General features: G+C 71.7%; 10 protein-coding genes and 1 pseudogene. 3 read left to right on the top strand and 8 right to left on the bottom strand.

Annotated features, from left to right (window positions below; all coding sequences use genetic code 11):
- Positions 1–22: 22 nt before the first annotated feature.
- Positions 23–805: an MBL fold metallo-hydrolase gene (locus tag OG852_RS39215; protein WP_133913302.1), complete on the bottom strand. Its 783-nt coding sequence runs from the start codon at positions 803–805 to the stop codon at positions 23–25.
- Between the two features lie 94 nt (positions 806–899).
- Between OG852_RS39215 and OG852_RS39210 the strand changes: the two genes are divergently transcribed.
- Positions 900–1,844 carry a helix-turn-helix domain-containing protein gene (locus OG852_RS39210; RefSeq protein ID WP_133913303.1) on the top strand — a complete coding sequence of 315 codons (945 nt, stop codon included), beginning with the start codon at positions 900–902 and terminating at the stop codon, positions 1,842–1,844.
- Positions 1,845–1,991: 147 nt separating this feature from the next.
- Positions 1,992–2,381 (top strand): hypothetical protein, encoded by a 390-nt coding sequence (locus tag OG852_RS51070; RefSeq protein WP_443064671.1) that lies wholly within the window; start codon positions 1,992–1,994, stop codon positions 2,379–2,381.
- Between the two features lie 33 nt (positions 2,382–2,414).
- Here OG852_RS51070 and OG852_RS39205 read toward each other — a convergent pair whose 3' ends face one another.
- From OG852_RS39205 to fmt, 4 genes and pseudogenes are all read right to left on the bottom strand, one after another.
- A complete protein-coding gene (locus tag OG852_RS39205; protein WP_133913304.1) occupies positions 2,415–3,572 on the bottom strand; it encodes an acyl-CoA dehydrogenase family protein in 1,158 nt (385 codons plus the stop codon).
- 409 nt (positions 3,573–3,981) lie between these two features.
- Positions 3,982–5,189: pseudogene (locus OG852_RS39200) on the bottom strand (DNA helicase).
- Positions 5,190–5,226: 37 nt separating this feature from the next.
- Positions 5,227–6,645 carry an RsmB/NOP family class I SAM-dependent RNA methyltransferase gene (locus OG852_RS39195; RefSeq protein ID WP_330350353.1) on the bottom strand — a complete coding sequence of 473 codons (1,419 nt, stop codon included), beginning with the start codon at positions 6,643–6,645 and terminating at the stop codon, positions 5,227–5,229.
- A 75-nt stretch (positions 6,646–6,720) separates the two neighbouring features.
- A complete protein-coding gene (fmt, locus tag OG852_RS39190; protein WP_133913306.1) occupies positions 6,721–7,653 on the bottom strand; it encodes a methionyl-tRNA formyltransferase in 933 nt (310 codons plus the stop codon).
- Positions 7,654–7,903: 250 nt separating this feature from the next.
- Here fmt and OG852_RS39185 point away from each other — a divergent pair, with 250 nt between their 5' ends.
- Positions 7,904–8,452: a hypothetical protein gene (locus OG852_RS39185; RefSeq protein ID WP_330350352.1), complete on the top strand. Its 549-nt coding sequence runs from the start codon at positions 7,904–7,906 to the stop codon at positions 8,450–8,452.
- 70 nt (positions 8,453–8,522) lie between these two features.
- Here OG852_RS39185 and OG852_RS39180 read toward each other — a convergent pair whose 3' ends face one another.
- From OG852_RS39180 to coaBC, 3 genes are all read right to left on the bottom strand, one after another.
- A complete protein-coding gene (locus OG852_RS39180; protein WP_330350351.1) occupies positions 8,523–10,676 on the bottom strand; it encodes a primosomal protein N' in 2,154 nt (717 codons plus the stop codon).
- A 144-nt stretch (positions 10,677–10,820) separates the two neighbouring features.
- The gene (gene metK / locus OG852_RS39175) at positions 10,821–12,029 is read right to left on the bottom strand and encodes a methionine adenosyltransferase (RefSeq protein ID WP_133913309.1); all 1,209 of its coding nucleotides are present in this window, start codon (positions 12,027–12,029) and stop codon (positions 10,821–10,823) included.
- 240 nt (positions 12,030–12,269) lie between these two features.
- Positions 12,270–13,472: a bifunctional phosphopantothenoylcysteine decarboxylase/phosphopantothenate--cysteine ligase CoaBC gene (coaBC, locus tag OG852_RS39170; protein WP_330350350.1), complete on the bottom strand. Its 1,203-nt coding sequence runs from the start codon at positions 13,470–13,472 to the stop codon at positions 12,270–12,272.
- Positions 13,473–13,480 lie beyond the last annotated feature (8 nt).

The raw sequence follows: 13,480 nt of genomic DNA, 5'->3' as shown, positions 1-13,480 counted from the left end.
GATCCGTTTCGCTGGGGGGGTATCAGGCGTTCTGGGCGCCGAAGAGGTACTGGTTGCCGATGTCGATCAGGAACGGGCCACCGAAGCCGGGGTAGCGGGCGGTGATGGCCTGCTTGTACGCCTCGCCGTCGTCGCCGAGCAGGTCGTCCGCGTCGGCGAGATAGGCGCGCAGCTGGTCGAAGACCTCCGGGGCGGCGGGCAGGCCGTGCCCGGCCAGGACAGTGTCGTAGCCGGGGATGGCGGCGAGTTCGTCGACGGCCTTGGCCCAACCGGCGACATCGTTGTTGCCGAGGAACAGGTGCGTGGCGTGGTAGACGAGGTCCTGGGCGACCAGGACGCCCTGCTCCGGGAGCCTGATCACCAGTTGGTCGGCGGCCTCGCCGCCCCGGTGGGCCTCGAAGACGAACGGGACGCCGTCGATGACCTCCGGGCCCGGGTCGATCTCCACTGTAGGAGTCACGTCGGCGACCGGGATGACCGTCCCCGACGGGTCCTGACTGTCGTCCAGGGCGGCGATCTGGTCACGCACCGCGGCCAGCGCGTGCACGGGGGCGCCGAAGCGGGCGGCGCCGTGGAAGTGGTCCGGATGGGCGTGGGTGATGATCACCCGGTCCAGCGGCTTGCCCAGGCCGCGTGCGTAGGCGACGACCTCGTCGGCGTAGGCCAGGGCGTACTGGGCGTCAACTGCCACGATGCGGGCGGGGGTCTCGATCAGCTGGGTGGTGACGTTCAGGCTGTCGTCGGGAGCCATGTAGCTGTGGATGCGCACCGCGCCCTTGTCGATGACGGTGACCGTGCCGTTCATGATGTCTACTTCCTGCTGGTGGGGAGAGGCCCCTGTCCGGCCTCGTCTTCCACTGTCCGCGAAAGGGTGCTGGCCAGCGAGGTACGGTGGGGACATGTGGTGGTCGAAAACGGACAGTCGCGGCCTCGCTCGCAGCCGTGCCCATGAAGGTGCCGATGGGGAGGCCATCCCGGGATTCGGATTCAACCCGCCCGACGCCCCGGTCCCCGGCATCGAGATCACCGATCTGGCGGCACTGCTGGACCGGGTCACCGATGGCACCTTGCAACGGGTCCACCGCGCCGACTTCCACGCGCTCACCCTGATCACCCAGGGCGGGGGCGAGCACACCGTCGACTTCGTCACCTACCCCTGCCGCCCCGGCACCCTGCTGTGGGTTCGACCAGGCCAGGTCCAGCGCTTCACCACCCCCGGCCGGATGAACGGCACCCTCCTGCTGTTCACACCGGCCTTCCCCGAGACGGCCGCCGCGAGCGGGCTCGCCGACGACTGGTCCGCACCCAACTGTTGGCAGCTGGGCACCAGCGGCGACTACGCGGCCACGTCCGCCCTGCTCGCCCGCATCCAGGCCGAGTGCGCCCGGACCAGCGACCCGTCACGCGAGATCCTGCGCCTGCTGCTGGCCGCCCTCCTGCTGCACATCAACCGCATCCCCCGGCACCGCACGCACCCCGACCAGCACGCCGGCGGTGAGGTCTACGCCCGGTTCCGCGCCGAGCTGGAGCGCTCCTTCACCTCCACTCGGCGCGCCGAGGACTACGCCGACCGTCTCGGCTACTCGGTCAAGACCCTCACCCGCGCCTGTCTGGCCGCCACCGGACAGTCCGTCAAACAGGTGATCGACGCCCGAGTCGCCCTCCAGGCCAGGCGGCTTCTCGCGCACACCGACGAACCAGTCGCCGTCATCGCCCGCCGCCTCGGTTTCTCCGAACCCACCAACTTCGGCAAATTCTTTATCCGCCTCACCGGTACCGCTCCCGGTGACTTCCGCCGAGCCGAGCAGAGTACGGCCACCGCCACGCCCGCCGGCGGCAGCTGACAGGCGAGCATCACCGGGGGGGCAAGATCTTCAGCGCGGAGATCAGCACCCACATCCGCGTGCGGCCCACGTTCGTGGAGGCGCTGAAGGCCGGCCGGGATATCGCGGCCCACGCCCCGCTTCGCCGGGGTCGTCGCCGTGTGCGAGATGAAGCGGCTCGGGTGCGACATCCTGTTGGACCTGGTCGACCTGGTCGCCTGCGGCGCCGTCGAGGTCCCGGTCGCCTCCGCTCACCCGCTCGACCGCGGCACCGACGCGTTCGCCGAACTGGAGCTGGGGCACAAGCACGGCAAAGCGCGCGTACGTGCCCCCTGCTCGCTGCCAGGGCTGAGGTCGGTTCACACGCAGGAACGCAAGCGGCGGCAGGCCTGCAACGGCGTAGCCGATGCCGAGCATTTCTCGCCTTCGGCGAAGCCGCCTTCAGCGCCGGTCAGATCACCGCGTCGTCGGCGACCCTGCCGACGCCGGTGCCTGCGGACCTCGCCTGTGCATCGCGGTGTGGTTGGTGCGCTACTGGGGAGGCGCGGCAGACCGTGACCCACCTGTGGCCTGCTCCCGGTACACGGCAGCTCACAGGCCCATGCTCCTGGCGATGATCATCTTCATCACCTCGGAAGTGCCGCCGTAGATGCGGTTGACGCGGTTGTCCGCGTACAGGCGGGCGATCGGGTACTCGCTCATGAAGCCGTAGCCGCCGTGCAACTGGAGGCAGCGGTCGATCACGCGGTGCGCAACCTCGGTGCAGAACAGCTTGGCGGAGGCAGCCTCGGCCGAAGTCAGCTCACCGGCGTCGAGGGCGATCAGGGCTCGGTCGGTGACGGCTTCGGCAGCGTCCACCTCGGCCTGGCAGGCGGCCAGCTCGAACTTGGTGTTCTGGAAGGAGGCGACCGGCTTGCCGAAGACGGTGCGTGCCTGCACATACAGCTGCGCGAAGCGCACCGCGGCGGCTGCCTGGGCGTAGGCATTGTGGGCGATGCCCCAGCGCTCCGAAGGCAAGTTCCGGCCGAGATAGGAGAAGCCCTTGTTCTCCTCGCCGAGCAGATCCTCCATGGGCACTTTGACGTCGACGAACGCCAACTCGGCGGTGTCGGAGACCTTCAGGCCGAGCTTGTCCAGCTTGCGGCCGGCGGAATAGCCCTCGGCCCGGGTGTCGACGGCGAACAGAGAGATGCCGTGGCGGCGGTCGTCCTCACGCACGGCCGACGTACGAGCGCAGACGATCACGCGGTCGGCGTGCACCCCACCGGTGATGAACGTCTTGGCGCCATTGAGGACGTAGTGCGTGCCGTCCTCGGAGCGCTTCGCGGTGGTCTTCATGCCCGCAAGGTCGGAGCCGGTGCCCGGCTCGGTCATCGCGAGCGCCCACATCTCCTCGCCGCTGACGAACTTCGGCAGCCAGCGCTGCTTCTGCTCCTCGGTGGCGAGCATGGTGATGTACGGCAGGGAGAGCAGCACATGCGCGCCGGAGCCGCCGAACTGGACGCCCGCTCGGGCGGTCTCCTCGAGGAGCACGGCCTGGATCTTGTGCGTGTCCGAACCCGCACCCCCGAACTCCTCAGGCACACGGATGCCGAAGACACCCAGCCCACCGAGCTCGTAGTAGAAGTCGCGGGGCACTTGGCCGGCGGCGTACCACTCGTCGTAGACCGGGGCCACCTTCGTCTCGATGAATGCGCGAAGGGTCTGGCGAAAGGACTCGTGGTCCTCGTCGAACACGGTGCGGCGCATGCTTCCTTCCTCAGAGCGACAGTGGTGAGGCGGGTGACCGCCCACCCCGAAGTGGCCGCATTGCCCCTACCGCAGCCCTCTTCGAGATGTTTGCCCTACGCGCGGGGCAGGCCCGTCGCGGCGGAGTGCAGGGGCATGTGGTTACTCGAAGCGTCCAGATCCCGGTCAACAGCTCGGCATGCGCCGGCTGCGAAAACGCATGCCTTGTTCTCCTCCGAACAGCACCTGCCTGGCACCCATCCTGCGCCTTGCCCACAAGATCGAGGTAACGGCATTTGCCATGCCACTTATCAGAACTGGTCATGGCAATTCTGCGATTCATCAGCCAAGAGTCATGGCACGCCATGAAGCAACCCCGCTGTGGGGTCTTTGGGGCCAAGGGTCAAGCCCGCCGAAGCGCCCGGCCTGGTCACGCGCCATTAGTAGCAGTCGGATAGGCCTCGATCCATTCAAGTCCGGCGAGGTCCAGCCGGCGCCGGGCGCGGGTGACGGCCCCATAGGCCAGCCGAGCGTCCGTGTCGCTCACGGGTTCCGGAATCGGGCGACCGCTGTCGTCCTGCTGGTCACTGTCCGGTGGTGGGGGGAAGTCGTCTGCGATTCTGGCCCTGGGCCACTCCCCGCCTTTTGCCTTGTGGGCTGTGGAAACGGTGACCTCGGCCTTGGTCTCGTCGATCAGTGCGTCGACAGCGGCAATGATGGCTTCGGGACCGTGGGTGTCGACAAGTTCCACGAACGGCTGGAGGTCTCGTCCTGCGGGATCGTGCATAGTCCTGCGGCTCACCCCAGGAAGCAAAGAGCACGAGTTCAGGGTGGCCCGTCCGTCGGCCCTCTTCAAGGTCGCGGGCGGCGAGCGCCAGTGTGCTCAGCGTCTGCCCGCCTCGGCTCAGAGCCACCCGACGTCCGGAACCCAGCTGCCGCATGACTTCGGTCATTGCGCCGATGTTGGTTCGGCACAGCACCGCATCCGGAGAAGTGACCAGACCGACTTTCGTGGGGGATCGCGTCGGTACCAGTCAGCCGGATCGGCGCGTCCGTAAGCGCAAGCCACTGGTTGGCCTGTTCGGCGAGGAGGGGACCGAATCGGAAGGAACGCGTCAGAGTGAGGTGGGTGGCATCGAAGCCCGTCATCACGTCCCGGGCACCGCGCCACCCGTAGATGGCCTGGGCAGAGTCACCAACCATCACCAGCTGAGCATGACCGCGTTGAGGTCCTTCCATGCCTTCTCGACGAACGGCATGACAACCTCAGCAAGTTGAGCTCGTTCGTCGGGTGCTCCGAGCCTCCGCAGCATCGGTACATGGTGCGCGTGAACACCGATACGGACGGGGGATGTGATGCCGAGAGCCTGCCCGATCCGCCAGGCAGGCCGTCGAGGACTGTTGAGACGGCGAGCGAAGCGGTAGCCGACTGCCGCGTAGGCCGTGGAATGCGCGGTCTTGCACAGGACGGAGCGCGGGAATCGGCTGGCGGCGTCGTTGGCGATGTCCTTGTTGAACGCGAGGTAGCGGCCACGACGTGCCGGTACTCGCGGCAAGCATTCCCAGTGTGCTCGTTTTGCCTGTCCCAGCGCCGGCCTGTGGCCAGTTGGCCAGACAGTGGCCAACTGGAATGAGAATTGGTCACTCACTTTGAGAACCTACGTGCACCCCTCAGTCAGCCCGTCCGGCGGATGAGGGCCAGGTACATGGCGTCCGTGCCGTGCACATGGGGCCAGAGCTGGACGTCGGGGCCGTCGCCGAGCGCCGGTACGCCCGGCAGCAGCGGTCGCGCGTCGACGAGGTCGGTCCGCGGGAACTGCTTCAGCACGTCGGAGACGACCGCCCGCGTCTCGGCGAGATGCGGCGAGCAGGTGGCGTACGCGACGACACCCCCGACCCGCACGGACTCCAGGGCGGTCCGCAGCAGCCCGCGCTGGAGCGGAGCGAGCGCTTCGAGATCCTCGGGGCGGCGCCGCCAGCGTGCCTCGGGCCGCCGCCGCAGCGCGCCCAGCCCCGTGCACGGCACGTCCATCAGCACACGGTCGAAGGAGCCGGGCCGCCACGGCGGCCGGGTCCCGTCGGCGGCGATGACCTGGTAGGGCCCGGGATTGCCGTGCAGCGCCTTGGCCACCAGGCCCGCCCGGTGCGGCTGCTTCTCGGCGGCCAGGAGGGTGGCCCCGCGCTCCGCGGCGAGCGCGGCGAGCAGCGCGGCCTTGCCGCCGGGCCCGGCACACCCGTCGAGCCACTTCTCGTCCCGCCCCTCCACCGGGACGCCCGCGAGGGCCAGCGCGACGAGCTGACTCCCCTCGTCCTGCACCCCCGCACGCCCCTCCCGTACGGCGTCGACGGCCCCGGGCTCCCCGCCCTCGGTGAGCCGCACGGCGTACGGCGACCAGCGCCCCGCCACCGCGGCCTCCTCCCGGAGCAGTTCCTCGGTCGTGGCCCGCCCGGGCCGGGCGACGAGGGTCACCTCGGGCCGCTCGTTGTCGGCCTCGAGAAGATCCTCGATCCCGGCGCGCCCACCGCCGAGCGAGTCCCACAGCGCGGAGACGACCCAGCGCGGGTGCGAGTGCACGACGGCGAGGTGGTCCTCGGGATCGTCGTCGTACGGCGGGGCGACCTGCTCCACCCACCCGTCGAGATCGTGCTGGGCGATCTTCCGCAGCACGGCGTTGACGAACTTGGCCCGCCCGTCCCCGAGCACGACCCGCGCCAGCTCGACCGCGGAGGACACGGCGGCATGCGTCGGGATACGCGTCCCGAGGAGCTGGTGCGCCCCGAGGCTGAGCACATCGAGCACCGGCGGATCGACCTCCCTGAGCGGCCGGTCCACACAGGCGGAGATGACGGCGTCGTACGTCCCCTGGCGCCGCAGCGTGCCGTACACCAGCTCGGTGGCGAGCGCCGCGTCCCGCGTGTCGAAGTCGCCCTGCTCGCGCGCCTTGCGCAGCAGCGGGGGCAGCACGAGGTTGGCGTAGGCGTCCCGTTCGTCCACGGCCCGCAGCGCCTCGAAGGCGAGGATGCGGACGGGGTCCTTCTGGGGCCGGCGGTAGGGCCGGGCGGGCTTGCGGGGACGGCGGGGCTGGTCGCTCACGAAAAAGGTGCTCCGGATTGCAGGATGGAAGTCGCGTCCAGCGTACGACGTGCGCGCGGGACCGGTGCAGGAGCGTTACGCCCCGACGCGCTCGCCCTCGCCGATGCGCACCCCGCGCGCCCAGTCGGCGGCCCGCATCGGCTTCTTGCCCTGGGCCTGCACCCACAGCAGCTCGACGGCGTACGACCCCGTCCCCACGTGGACACTGTTCTTGCCGACGGCGAGCGCGCCGGGAGCGAGGTCGTCGCGCCCGGGAACCGGCTGCACCTGGATGAGCTTGAGCCGCTCGCCCCGGAAGGTGGTCCAGGCGCCGGGGGCGGGCGTGCATCCGCGCACGACCCGGTCCACGCGCAGCGCGGGGGCGGTCCAGTCGACGAGCGCGTCCTCGACGTTGATCTTCGGTGCGAGGGTGATCCCCTCGGCGGGCTGCGGGACCGCCTTCAGGGTGCCGTCCTCGATCCCGTCCATGGTGGCCGCGAGCAGTCCGGCGCCGGCGAAGGCGAGCCGCGTCAGCAGATCACCGCTGGTGTCGGTGGCGCGCACCACTTCGGTGACGGTCCCGTAGACGGGCCCCGAGTCGAGCCCTTCCTCGATCAGGAAGGTGGAAGCGCCGGTGATCTCGTCCCCCGCCATGACGGCGTGCTGCACGGGCGCGGCGCCACGCCAGGCCGGCAGGAGCGAGAAGTGCAGATTGACCCAGCCGTGCGCCGGGATGTCGAGCGCCACCTTCGGCAGCAGGGCCCCGTAGGCCACCACGGGACAGCAGTCCGGCGCGATCTCCCGAAGCCGCTCCAGGAACTCCGGGTCCCGGGGCCGCGTGGGCTTCAGCACCTCGATGCCCGCCTCCTCGGCCCGCTGCGCGACCGGTGACGCGACCAGCCTGCGCCCCCGCCCCGACTGCGCGTCGGGCCGCGTCACCACGGCGGCCACCTCATGCCGCCCGGAGGCGATCAGAGCGTCCAGAGCGGGAACGGCGACCTCGGGGGTACCGGCGAAGACAAGCTTCATGGAGAGACATGCCTCTCGAAGGGACGAACGACGGGCAACGCACAAGTCTATGAGTTCCCGACCACGGCGGTGCAGCCGTCGGCGGGGCTCGGCCCCCGGCCCCTCTCTCATCCCCCTCGAGGGGGCGCAGACCACCCTCGGGAGCGCCCGCATATGCCCATACGCCCCCACACCGTGACCAGCGGAGCGCACCCGCGTTGGTCAAGAAAGAGTTGACCTTCTCCCCAACGCCGGTTCGAGAGGCTTGTTCATGGCCGACCATGCAACCCACGACGCCCAGGCCCGGGCCAGCCTGCACTTGCTGGTGCGGGACATCGAGCGGGTCCGCCGGCAGGTGGACGCGCTGCGCACCCTCACCGCCCAACTGGGCAACGTCTACCGCCCCCGCCGCTCCGGCCCCTCCACGGGCTTCGTCGTCTACGGACGCGCCCCCGCCCCGACGGTCCGCCTCGCCCAGGAGCTCCGGGACAGTGTCGAGACCCTGGTCACCGCGGCGGTGGACTTCGACCGCTCGCTCGGCTTCTCGTGGGACGCGGTGGGCTCCGCACTGGGAGTCACCAAGCAGGCGGTGCACCGCCGTTACGGCTCCCGCAGGGCGGCCGCGACCGCCCAGGCGCCCGCCGAGACCGAACGGACGGCGGACCCCACCGGCGCCCGTGCCGTCGGTGTGAACACCTCCCTGCCGACGGTCCCCACCGTGCCCGCCGCCCGCTCCATGCCGACCCAGCCGACCGCGGGCAGCCCGGCACTGCGCGACGAGGTGAGACCGACGGCCTTCCCCGGCCCCCGCAACGGCTGACTGCGCACCGCTCCTGCCCTCTCGGCCCCTCCCGGGAGGGCAGCCGCACACCCGCCCACGCCTTCGCCCCTCACCCGATGTCCCCAGGGTCGATCCGCACCCGAACCCGCTCCCGCTCCTCCCCACCCCGGGCCATCCGAGCCGCCTGGGCCGCCTTGAGCGCCGCGGCCAACGCCGCTCCTCTCCCCGGCGGCACCCGGATCAACGCCCGCTCCCAGTGCTCCCCGGCAGGCGGCGCGCCCGGCCGGACCGGGCGCCCCGGTGGAGTGGCCGGCAAGGGAACCGGACCCAGCACCTCCGCCTCGGCGGGCAGATCGACCGCCCCGAGGAACGCGGCCACCCCCTCCGCCCTGCCCGACACCGCCGCCATGCGCGACACGGGCGGGAATCCCAGCTCGGCCCGCTCGGAGAGCTCCCGCAGCGCGTGGCCCACGGGATCCCAGCGCACCAGCGCCTGCACGGGACGTAGCGTCGGCTCGGCGACGACCACCACGGTCCCGCCCTCCGTCTGCGGCCGCACCAGCGCGGCGGCGGCGATCCAGCGCCGCAGCGCGTCCTCCCCCGCCCGCAGATCGGGCCGCCCCAGCATGGCCCAGCCGTCGAGCAGCAGCGCCGCCGCGTACCCGCCCTCGGCCACCGGCTCGGCCCCGGGCGTGCTCACGACCAGCGCGGGCGCCCCGGGCACCGTGTCGAGGACGTGTTCCCGCCCGGACGTCCGCACCGGGACGGCCGGAAACGCCCGCCCCAGCTCCTCCGCCGTCCGCCGCGCCCCCACCACCTGGGCCCGCAGCCGGAACGACCCGCACTCCGGGCAGTGCCACGCGCTCTCCTCCCGCCCGCACCAGCCGCACCACAGTGCCCCGCCGTCCCGCGCCTCCAGCGGTCCGGAGCAGTGCCGGCACCGAGCGGCCGCCCGGCACTGCGCACAGGCCATGCGCGGTACGTAACCCCGACGCGGCACCTGGACCAGCACCGGCCCCTGCCGCAGCCCCTCACGCGCCGCCTGCCAGGCGAGGCTGGGCAGCCGGGCGGCGCGCGCGGCCTCGTCCCGCGCCAGATCCTGGTCCCCCACGGTCCGCACCAGCGGCGCGGCCTGGCGCACCTGCTCCCGCGCGGCGACGAGCGGCCGCGCCCATCCGTTCTCGACCAGCTGGGCGCCCTCCACCGTGCAGCTCCAGCCGCCCATGAGGAAGCCGCACCGGTCCTGCGCGGCGCGCAGCAGCAGCACCTCGCGGGCGTGCGGCTGCGGCGCGTGCTGCTCGCTGTGGCTGTCGTCCCCGTCGTCCCAGAGGGCCACCAGGCCCAGGTCGTGCACCGGGGCGAACATCGCGGCCCGGGTCCCGACCACCGCCCGTACGCTTCCGCGCCGTACGGCGAGCCACTCGCGGTACCGCTTCTCCGGCCCGGCGTCCGCCTGGAGCAGGGCGTGCCGACCCTCCCCCAGCAGCGTGGTGAGCGCGGCGTCGACCCGGGCGGCGGCCCGCCCGTCCGGTACGACGACGAGGGCGCCCCGTCCCGAGGCGAGCGTCGCGGCGACGGCCCGCGCCAGCTCCTCGCTCCAGCCGGGCCCCGGCAGCGCGTTCCACACGGCGCGCGGCGCGCCTCCCGAGGCCAGCGACTCCACGAAGGCGCCCCCGCGTTCGTAGCGCGCCCAGGATCCGGCCGCCGGTGCGGGCGGCGGGGGCAGCGGGGCGGGCGAGGGCCGCTGCTCGGCGCGCGCGTTGCGCGGTGGCACGGCCAGTTGGAGTACGTCGGCGAGGCTCCCGGCGTAGCGGTCGGCGACGGCCCGGGCCAGTCCCAGCAGCTCCGGGCTCAGCACCGGCTCCGGCGACACGACCTGGGCGAGCGCCGCGAGCGGCCCGGAGTAGTCGGAGGCGGCGAGCCGCTCGACGAGGAACCCGTCGATGAGCCCTCCGCCCTCGCGCCGCCCCTCGCGCACCCGGCCCCGCCCGGCGCCGAACCGCACCCGCACCCGCACCCCCGGCTGCGCGTCGGCGTCCAGCTCGGCGGGCACCGCGTAGTCGAAGTACCGGTCCAGATGGAGGACGCCCTTGTCGACGAGCACCCGCGCGACCGGGAGCTCCTCGGCCAGCGCGGCCCCGCGCCAGGTCCGCGGCTTGGCCCGGGGCTCCTTGGCCTTGCGCACGGTCTCCCGGATCAACGCGAGCTGCTCCGGCGGCGCGCCCTCCCCGCCCCCGGCCCCCGGCCCGTTCTCGCTGCTCACCCCTGCATTCTTACCAAACCCCACTGACAGCGACCCCGGCCCCGCTCATGGAGCCCCACGTTCACGAACGAACCGGCTCCCGGCCCCACCTGAACGGTGGCGCCGGGAGCCGGTGACGCGGGTGTACGTCCTGACAGCGTGCCCTTACAGGCCCGCGGCCCTGCGCAGCGCCTCGACGCGGTCGGTCCGCTCCCAGGTGAAGTCGGGCAGCTCACGGCCGAAGTGGCCGTACGCGGCGGTCTGGGCGTAGATCGGGCGCAGCAGGTCGAGGTCGCGGATGATCGCGGCCGGACGCAGGTCGAAGACCTCGTCGATGGCCTTCTCGATCTTCTCGGCGTCGACCTTGGCGGTGCCGAAGGTCTCGACGAACAGACCGACCGGCTCGGCCTTGCCGATCGCGTACGCGACCTGGACCTCGCAGCGCGCGGCGAGACCCGCGGCGACCACGTTCTTCGCGACCCAGCGCATCGCGTACGCCGCCGAGCGGTCGACCTTGGACGGGTCCTTGCCGGAGAAGGCGCCGCCGCCGTGCCGGGCGAAGCCGCCGTAGGTGTCGATGATGATCTTGCGGCCGGTGAGGCCGGCGTCGCCCATCGGGCCGCCGATCTCGAAGCGGCCGGTCGGGTTGACCAGCAGACGGTAGTTCTCGGTGTCGAGCTTGATGCCGTCGTCCAGCAGCGCCTTCAGCTCCGGCTCCACGACGAACTCGCGGATGTCGGGCGCCAGCAGGGAGTCCAGGTCGATGTCGCTCGCGTGCTGCGAGGAGACGACCACCGTGTCGAGGCGGACGGCCTTGTCGCCGTCGTACTCGATGGTGACCTGGGTCTTGCCGTCGGGGCGCAGGTAGGGGATGGTCCCGTTCTTGCGGACGTCCGAGAGCCGCTTGGACAGACGGTGCGCCAGGAAGATCGGCAGCGGCATCAGGGTCGGCGTCTCGTCGGAGGCGTAGCCGAACATCAGGCCCTGGTCACCGGCGCCCTGCTTGTCCAGCTCGTCGTCGTCGCCCTCCACACGGGACTCGTACGCGGTGTCGACACCCTGCGCGATGTCCGGGGACTGCGAGCCGATGGACACCGAGACACCGCAGGAGGCGCCGTCGAAGCCCTTCTTCGAGGAGTCGTAGCCGATCTCGAGGATCTTCTCGCGGACCAGCTGGGGGATCGGCGCGTACGCCTTGGTGGTGACCTCACCGGCCACGTGCACCAGACCCGTCGTGATCAGGGTCTCGACGGCGACGCGGGACGTCGGGTCCTCGCGCAGCAGCGCGTCGAGGATGGTGTCGCTGATCTGGTCAGCGATCTTGTCGGGGTGACCCTCGGTCACGGACTCCGAAGTGAACAGGCGACGGGACACAACGCTCCCTGTGGTTGCAGCGGCTGCTGGCTGATCATTGGCGGACGCGACGGGAGCTGCGCCCGGCGTCGTCCGGGAAACAGTTTATCGGTCGAGCCCGGCCACCGGCCCACCTGTCTCGCCTCTCGGGAGCGCTGTGACCTGCGGCACGGGCATTGTGCCGAATGGCGTGTGCGCTTGGCCAGGGTCGCCACGCCCGAATCGAGCGGCGTACGAGGGAACGGCGAGCGCATCCAACCCTCAGGTCAGGCGTGGCGTCACGAGGTCCCATACGATTTCGGCCAGGGCTTCCTTGGGTCCGTGGGGCACGGGTGTCTCGCTGCCGTCCGCGCCCAGGACGACGGCCTCGTTCTCCTCCGAGCCGAAGGTCCTGCGCTCCCCCACCTCGTTCACCACCAGCAGATCGCAGCCCTTGCGGCGGAGTTTCGTCCGCCCGTTGGCGAGGACGTCGTCCGTCTCGGCGGCGAAGCCGACGATCACCTGTCCGGGGCGGGCGCGGTCGGCCGAGATCTCCGCGAGGATGTCCGGATTGCGTACGAGGACGATCGGGTCGGGTTCCTTCCCGTCCTTCTTCTTGATCTTCCCGGTGGCGTAGGTCCCGGGCCGGAAGTCGGCCACGGCCGCGGCCATCACGACGGCGTCGGCGTCGGCGGCCGCCTTGAGTACCGCCTCGCGGAGCTGTATCGCCGTCCCGACCTGGACGACGTCGACGCCGGCCGGGTCGGGCAGGCCGGTGTTGGCCGCGATCAGGGTGACCCGGGCGCCGCGGGCGGCGGCGGTGCGGGCGAGGGCGTAGCCCTGCTTGCCGGAGGAGCGGTTGCCGAGGAAGCGGACCGGGTCGAGCGGCTCTCGGGTGCCGCCGGCGCTGACGACGACATGGCGGCCGGTGAGGTCGGGTTCGCGTACGCCCCGGGCCAGGACGCGGCGGCAGACCTCGAAGATCTCGGCGGGGTCGGGCAGCCGCCCCTTGCCGGTGTCGACGCCGGTGAGGCGGCCGACGGCGGGCTCGATCACGAGGGCACCGCGGCGGCGCAGCGTCGCCACGTTCTCCTGGGTGGCCGGGTGTTCCCACATCTCGGTGTGCATCGCGGGCGCGAAGACCACCGGACAGCGGGCGGTGAGCAGGGTGTTGGTGAGGAGGTCGTCGGCGAGGCCGTGGGCGGCCCTGGCGAGCGTGTCGGCGGTGGCCGGGGCGACGACGACCAGGTCGGCGTGCTGGCCGATGCGGACGTGCGGGACCTCGTGGACGTCGTCCCAGACCTCGGTGGAGACGGGGTTGCCGGAGAGGGCGGACCAGGTGGCGGCGCCGACGAAGTGCAGGGCGGAGGCGGTGGGGACCACGCGGACGTCGTGACCCGACTCCGTGAACCGTCGCAGCAGCTCGCAGGCCTTGTAGGCGGCGATGCCACCGCTGACCCCCAGTACGACCTTGGGCTTGTCCACCACTTGGC

Origin of the sequence: Streptomyces sp. NBC_00582 (assembly GCF_036345155.1) — a bacterium.
Lineage (GTDB): Bacteria > Actinomycetota > Actinomycetes > Streptomycetales > Streptomycetaceae > Streptomyces.
Note: the sequence above shows the minus strand (reverse complement) of the source record. Positions and strands in the feature narration are given on the sequence as shown.

What these genes read in the sequence shown, in the direction of transcription:
- fmt (WP_133913306.1), bottom strand. Translation starts at nt 7,653, where the DNA reads ATGAAGCTTGTCTTCGCCGGTACCCCCGAGGTCGCCGTTCCCGCTCTG.
- OG852_RS39215 (WP_133913302.1), bottom strand. Translation starts at nt 805, where the DNA reads ATGAACGGCACGGTCACCGTCATCGACAAGGGCGCGGTGCGCATCCAC.
- OG852_RS39205 (WP_133913304.1), bottom strand. Translation starts at nt 3,572, where the DNA reads ATGCGCCGCACCGTGTTCGACGAGGACCACGAGTCCTTTCGCCAGACC.
- OG852_RS39210 (WP_133913303.1), top strand. Translation starts at nt 900, where the DNA reads ATGTGGTGGTCGAAAACGGACAGTCGCGGCCTCGCTCGCAGCCGTGCC.
- OG852_RS39185 (WP_330350352.1), top strand. Translation starts at nt 7,904, where the DNA reads ATGGCCGACCATGCAACCCACGACGCCCAGGCCCGGGCCAGCCTGCAC.
- OG852_RS51070 (WP_443064671.1), top strand. Translation starts at nt 1,992, where the DNA reads ATGAAGCGGCTCGGGTGCGACATCCTGTTGGACCTGGTCGACCTGGTC.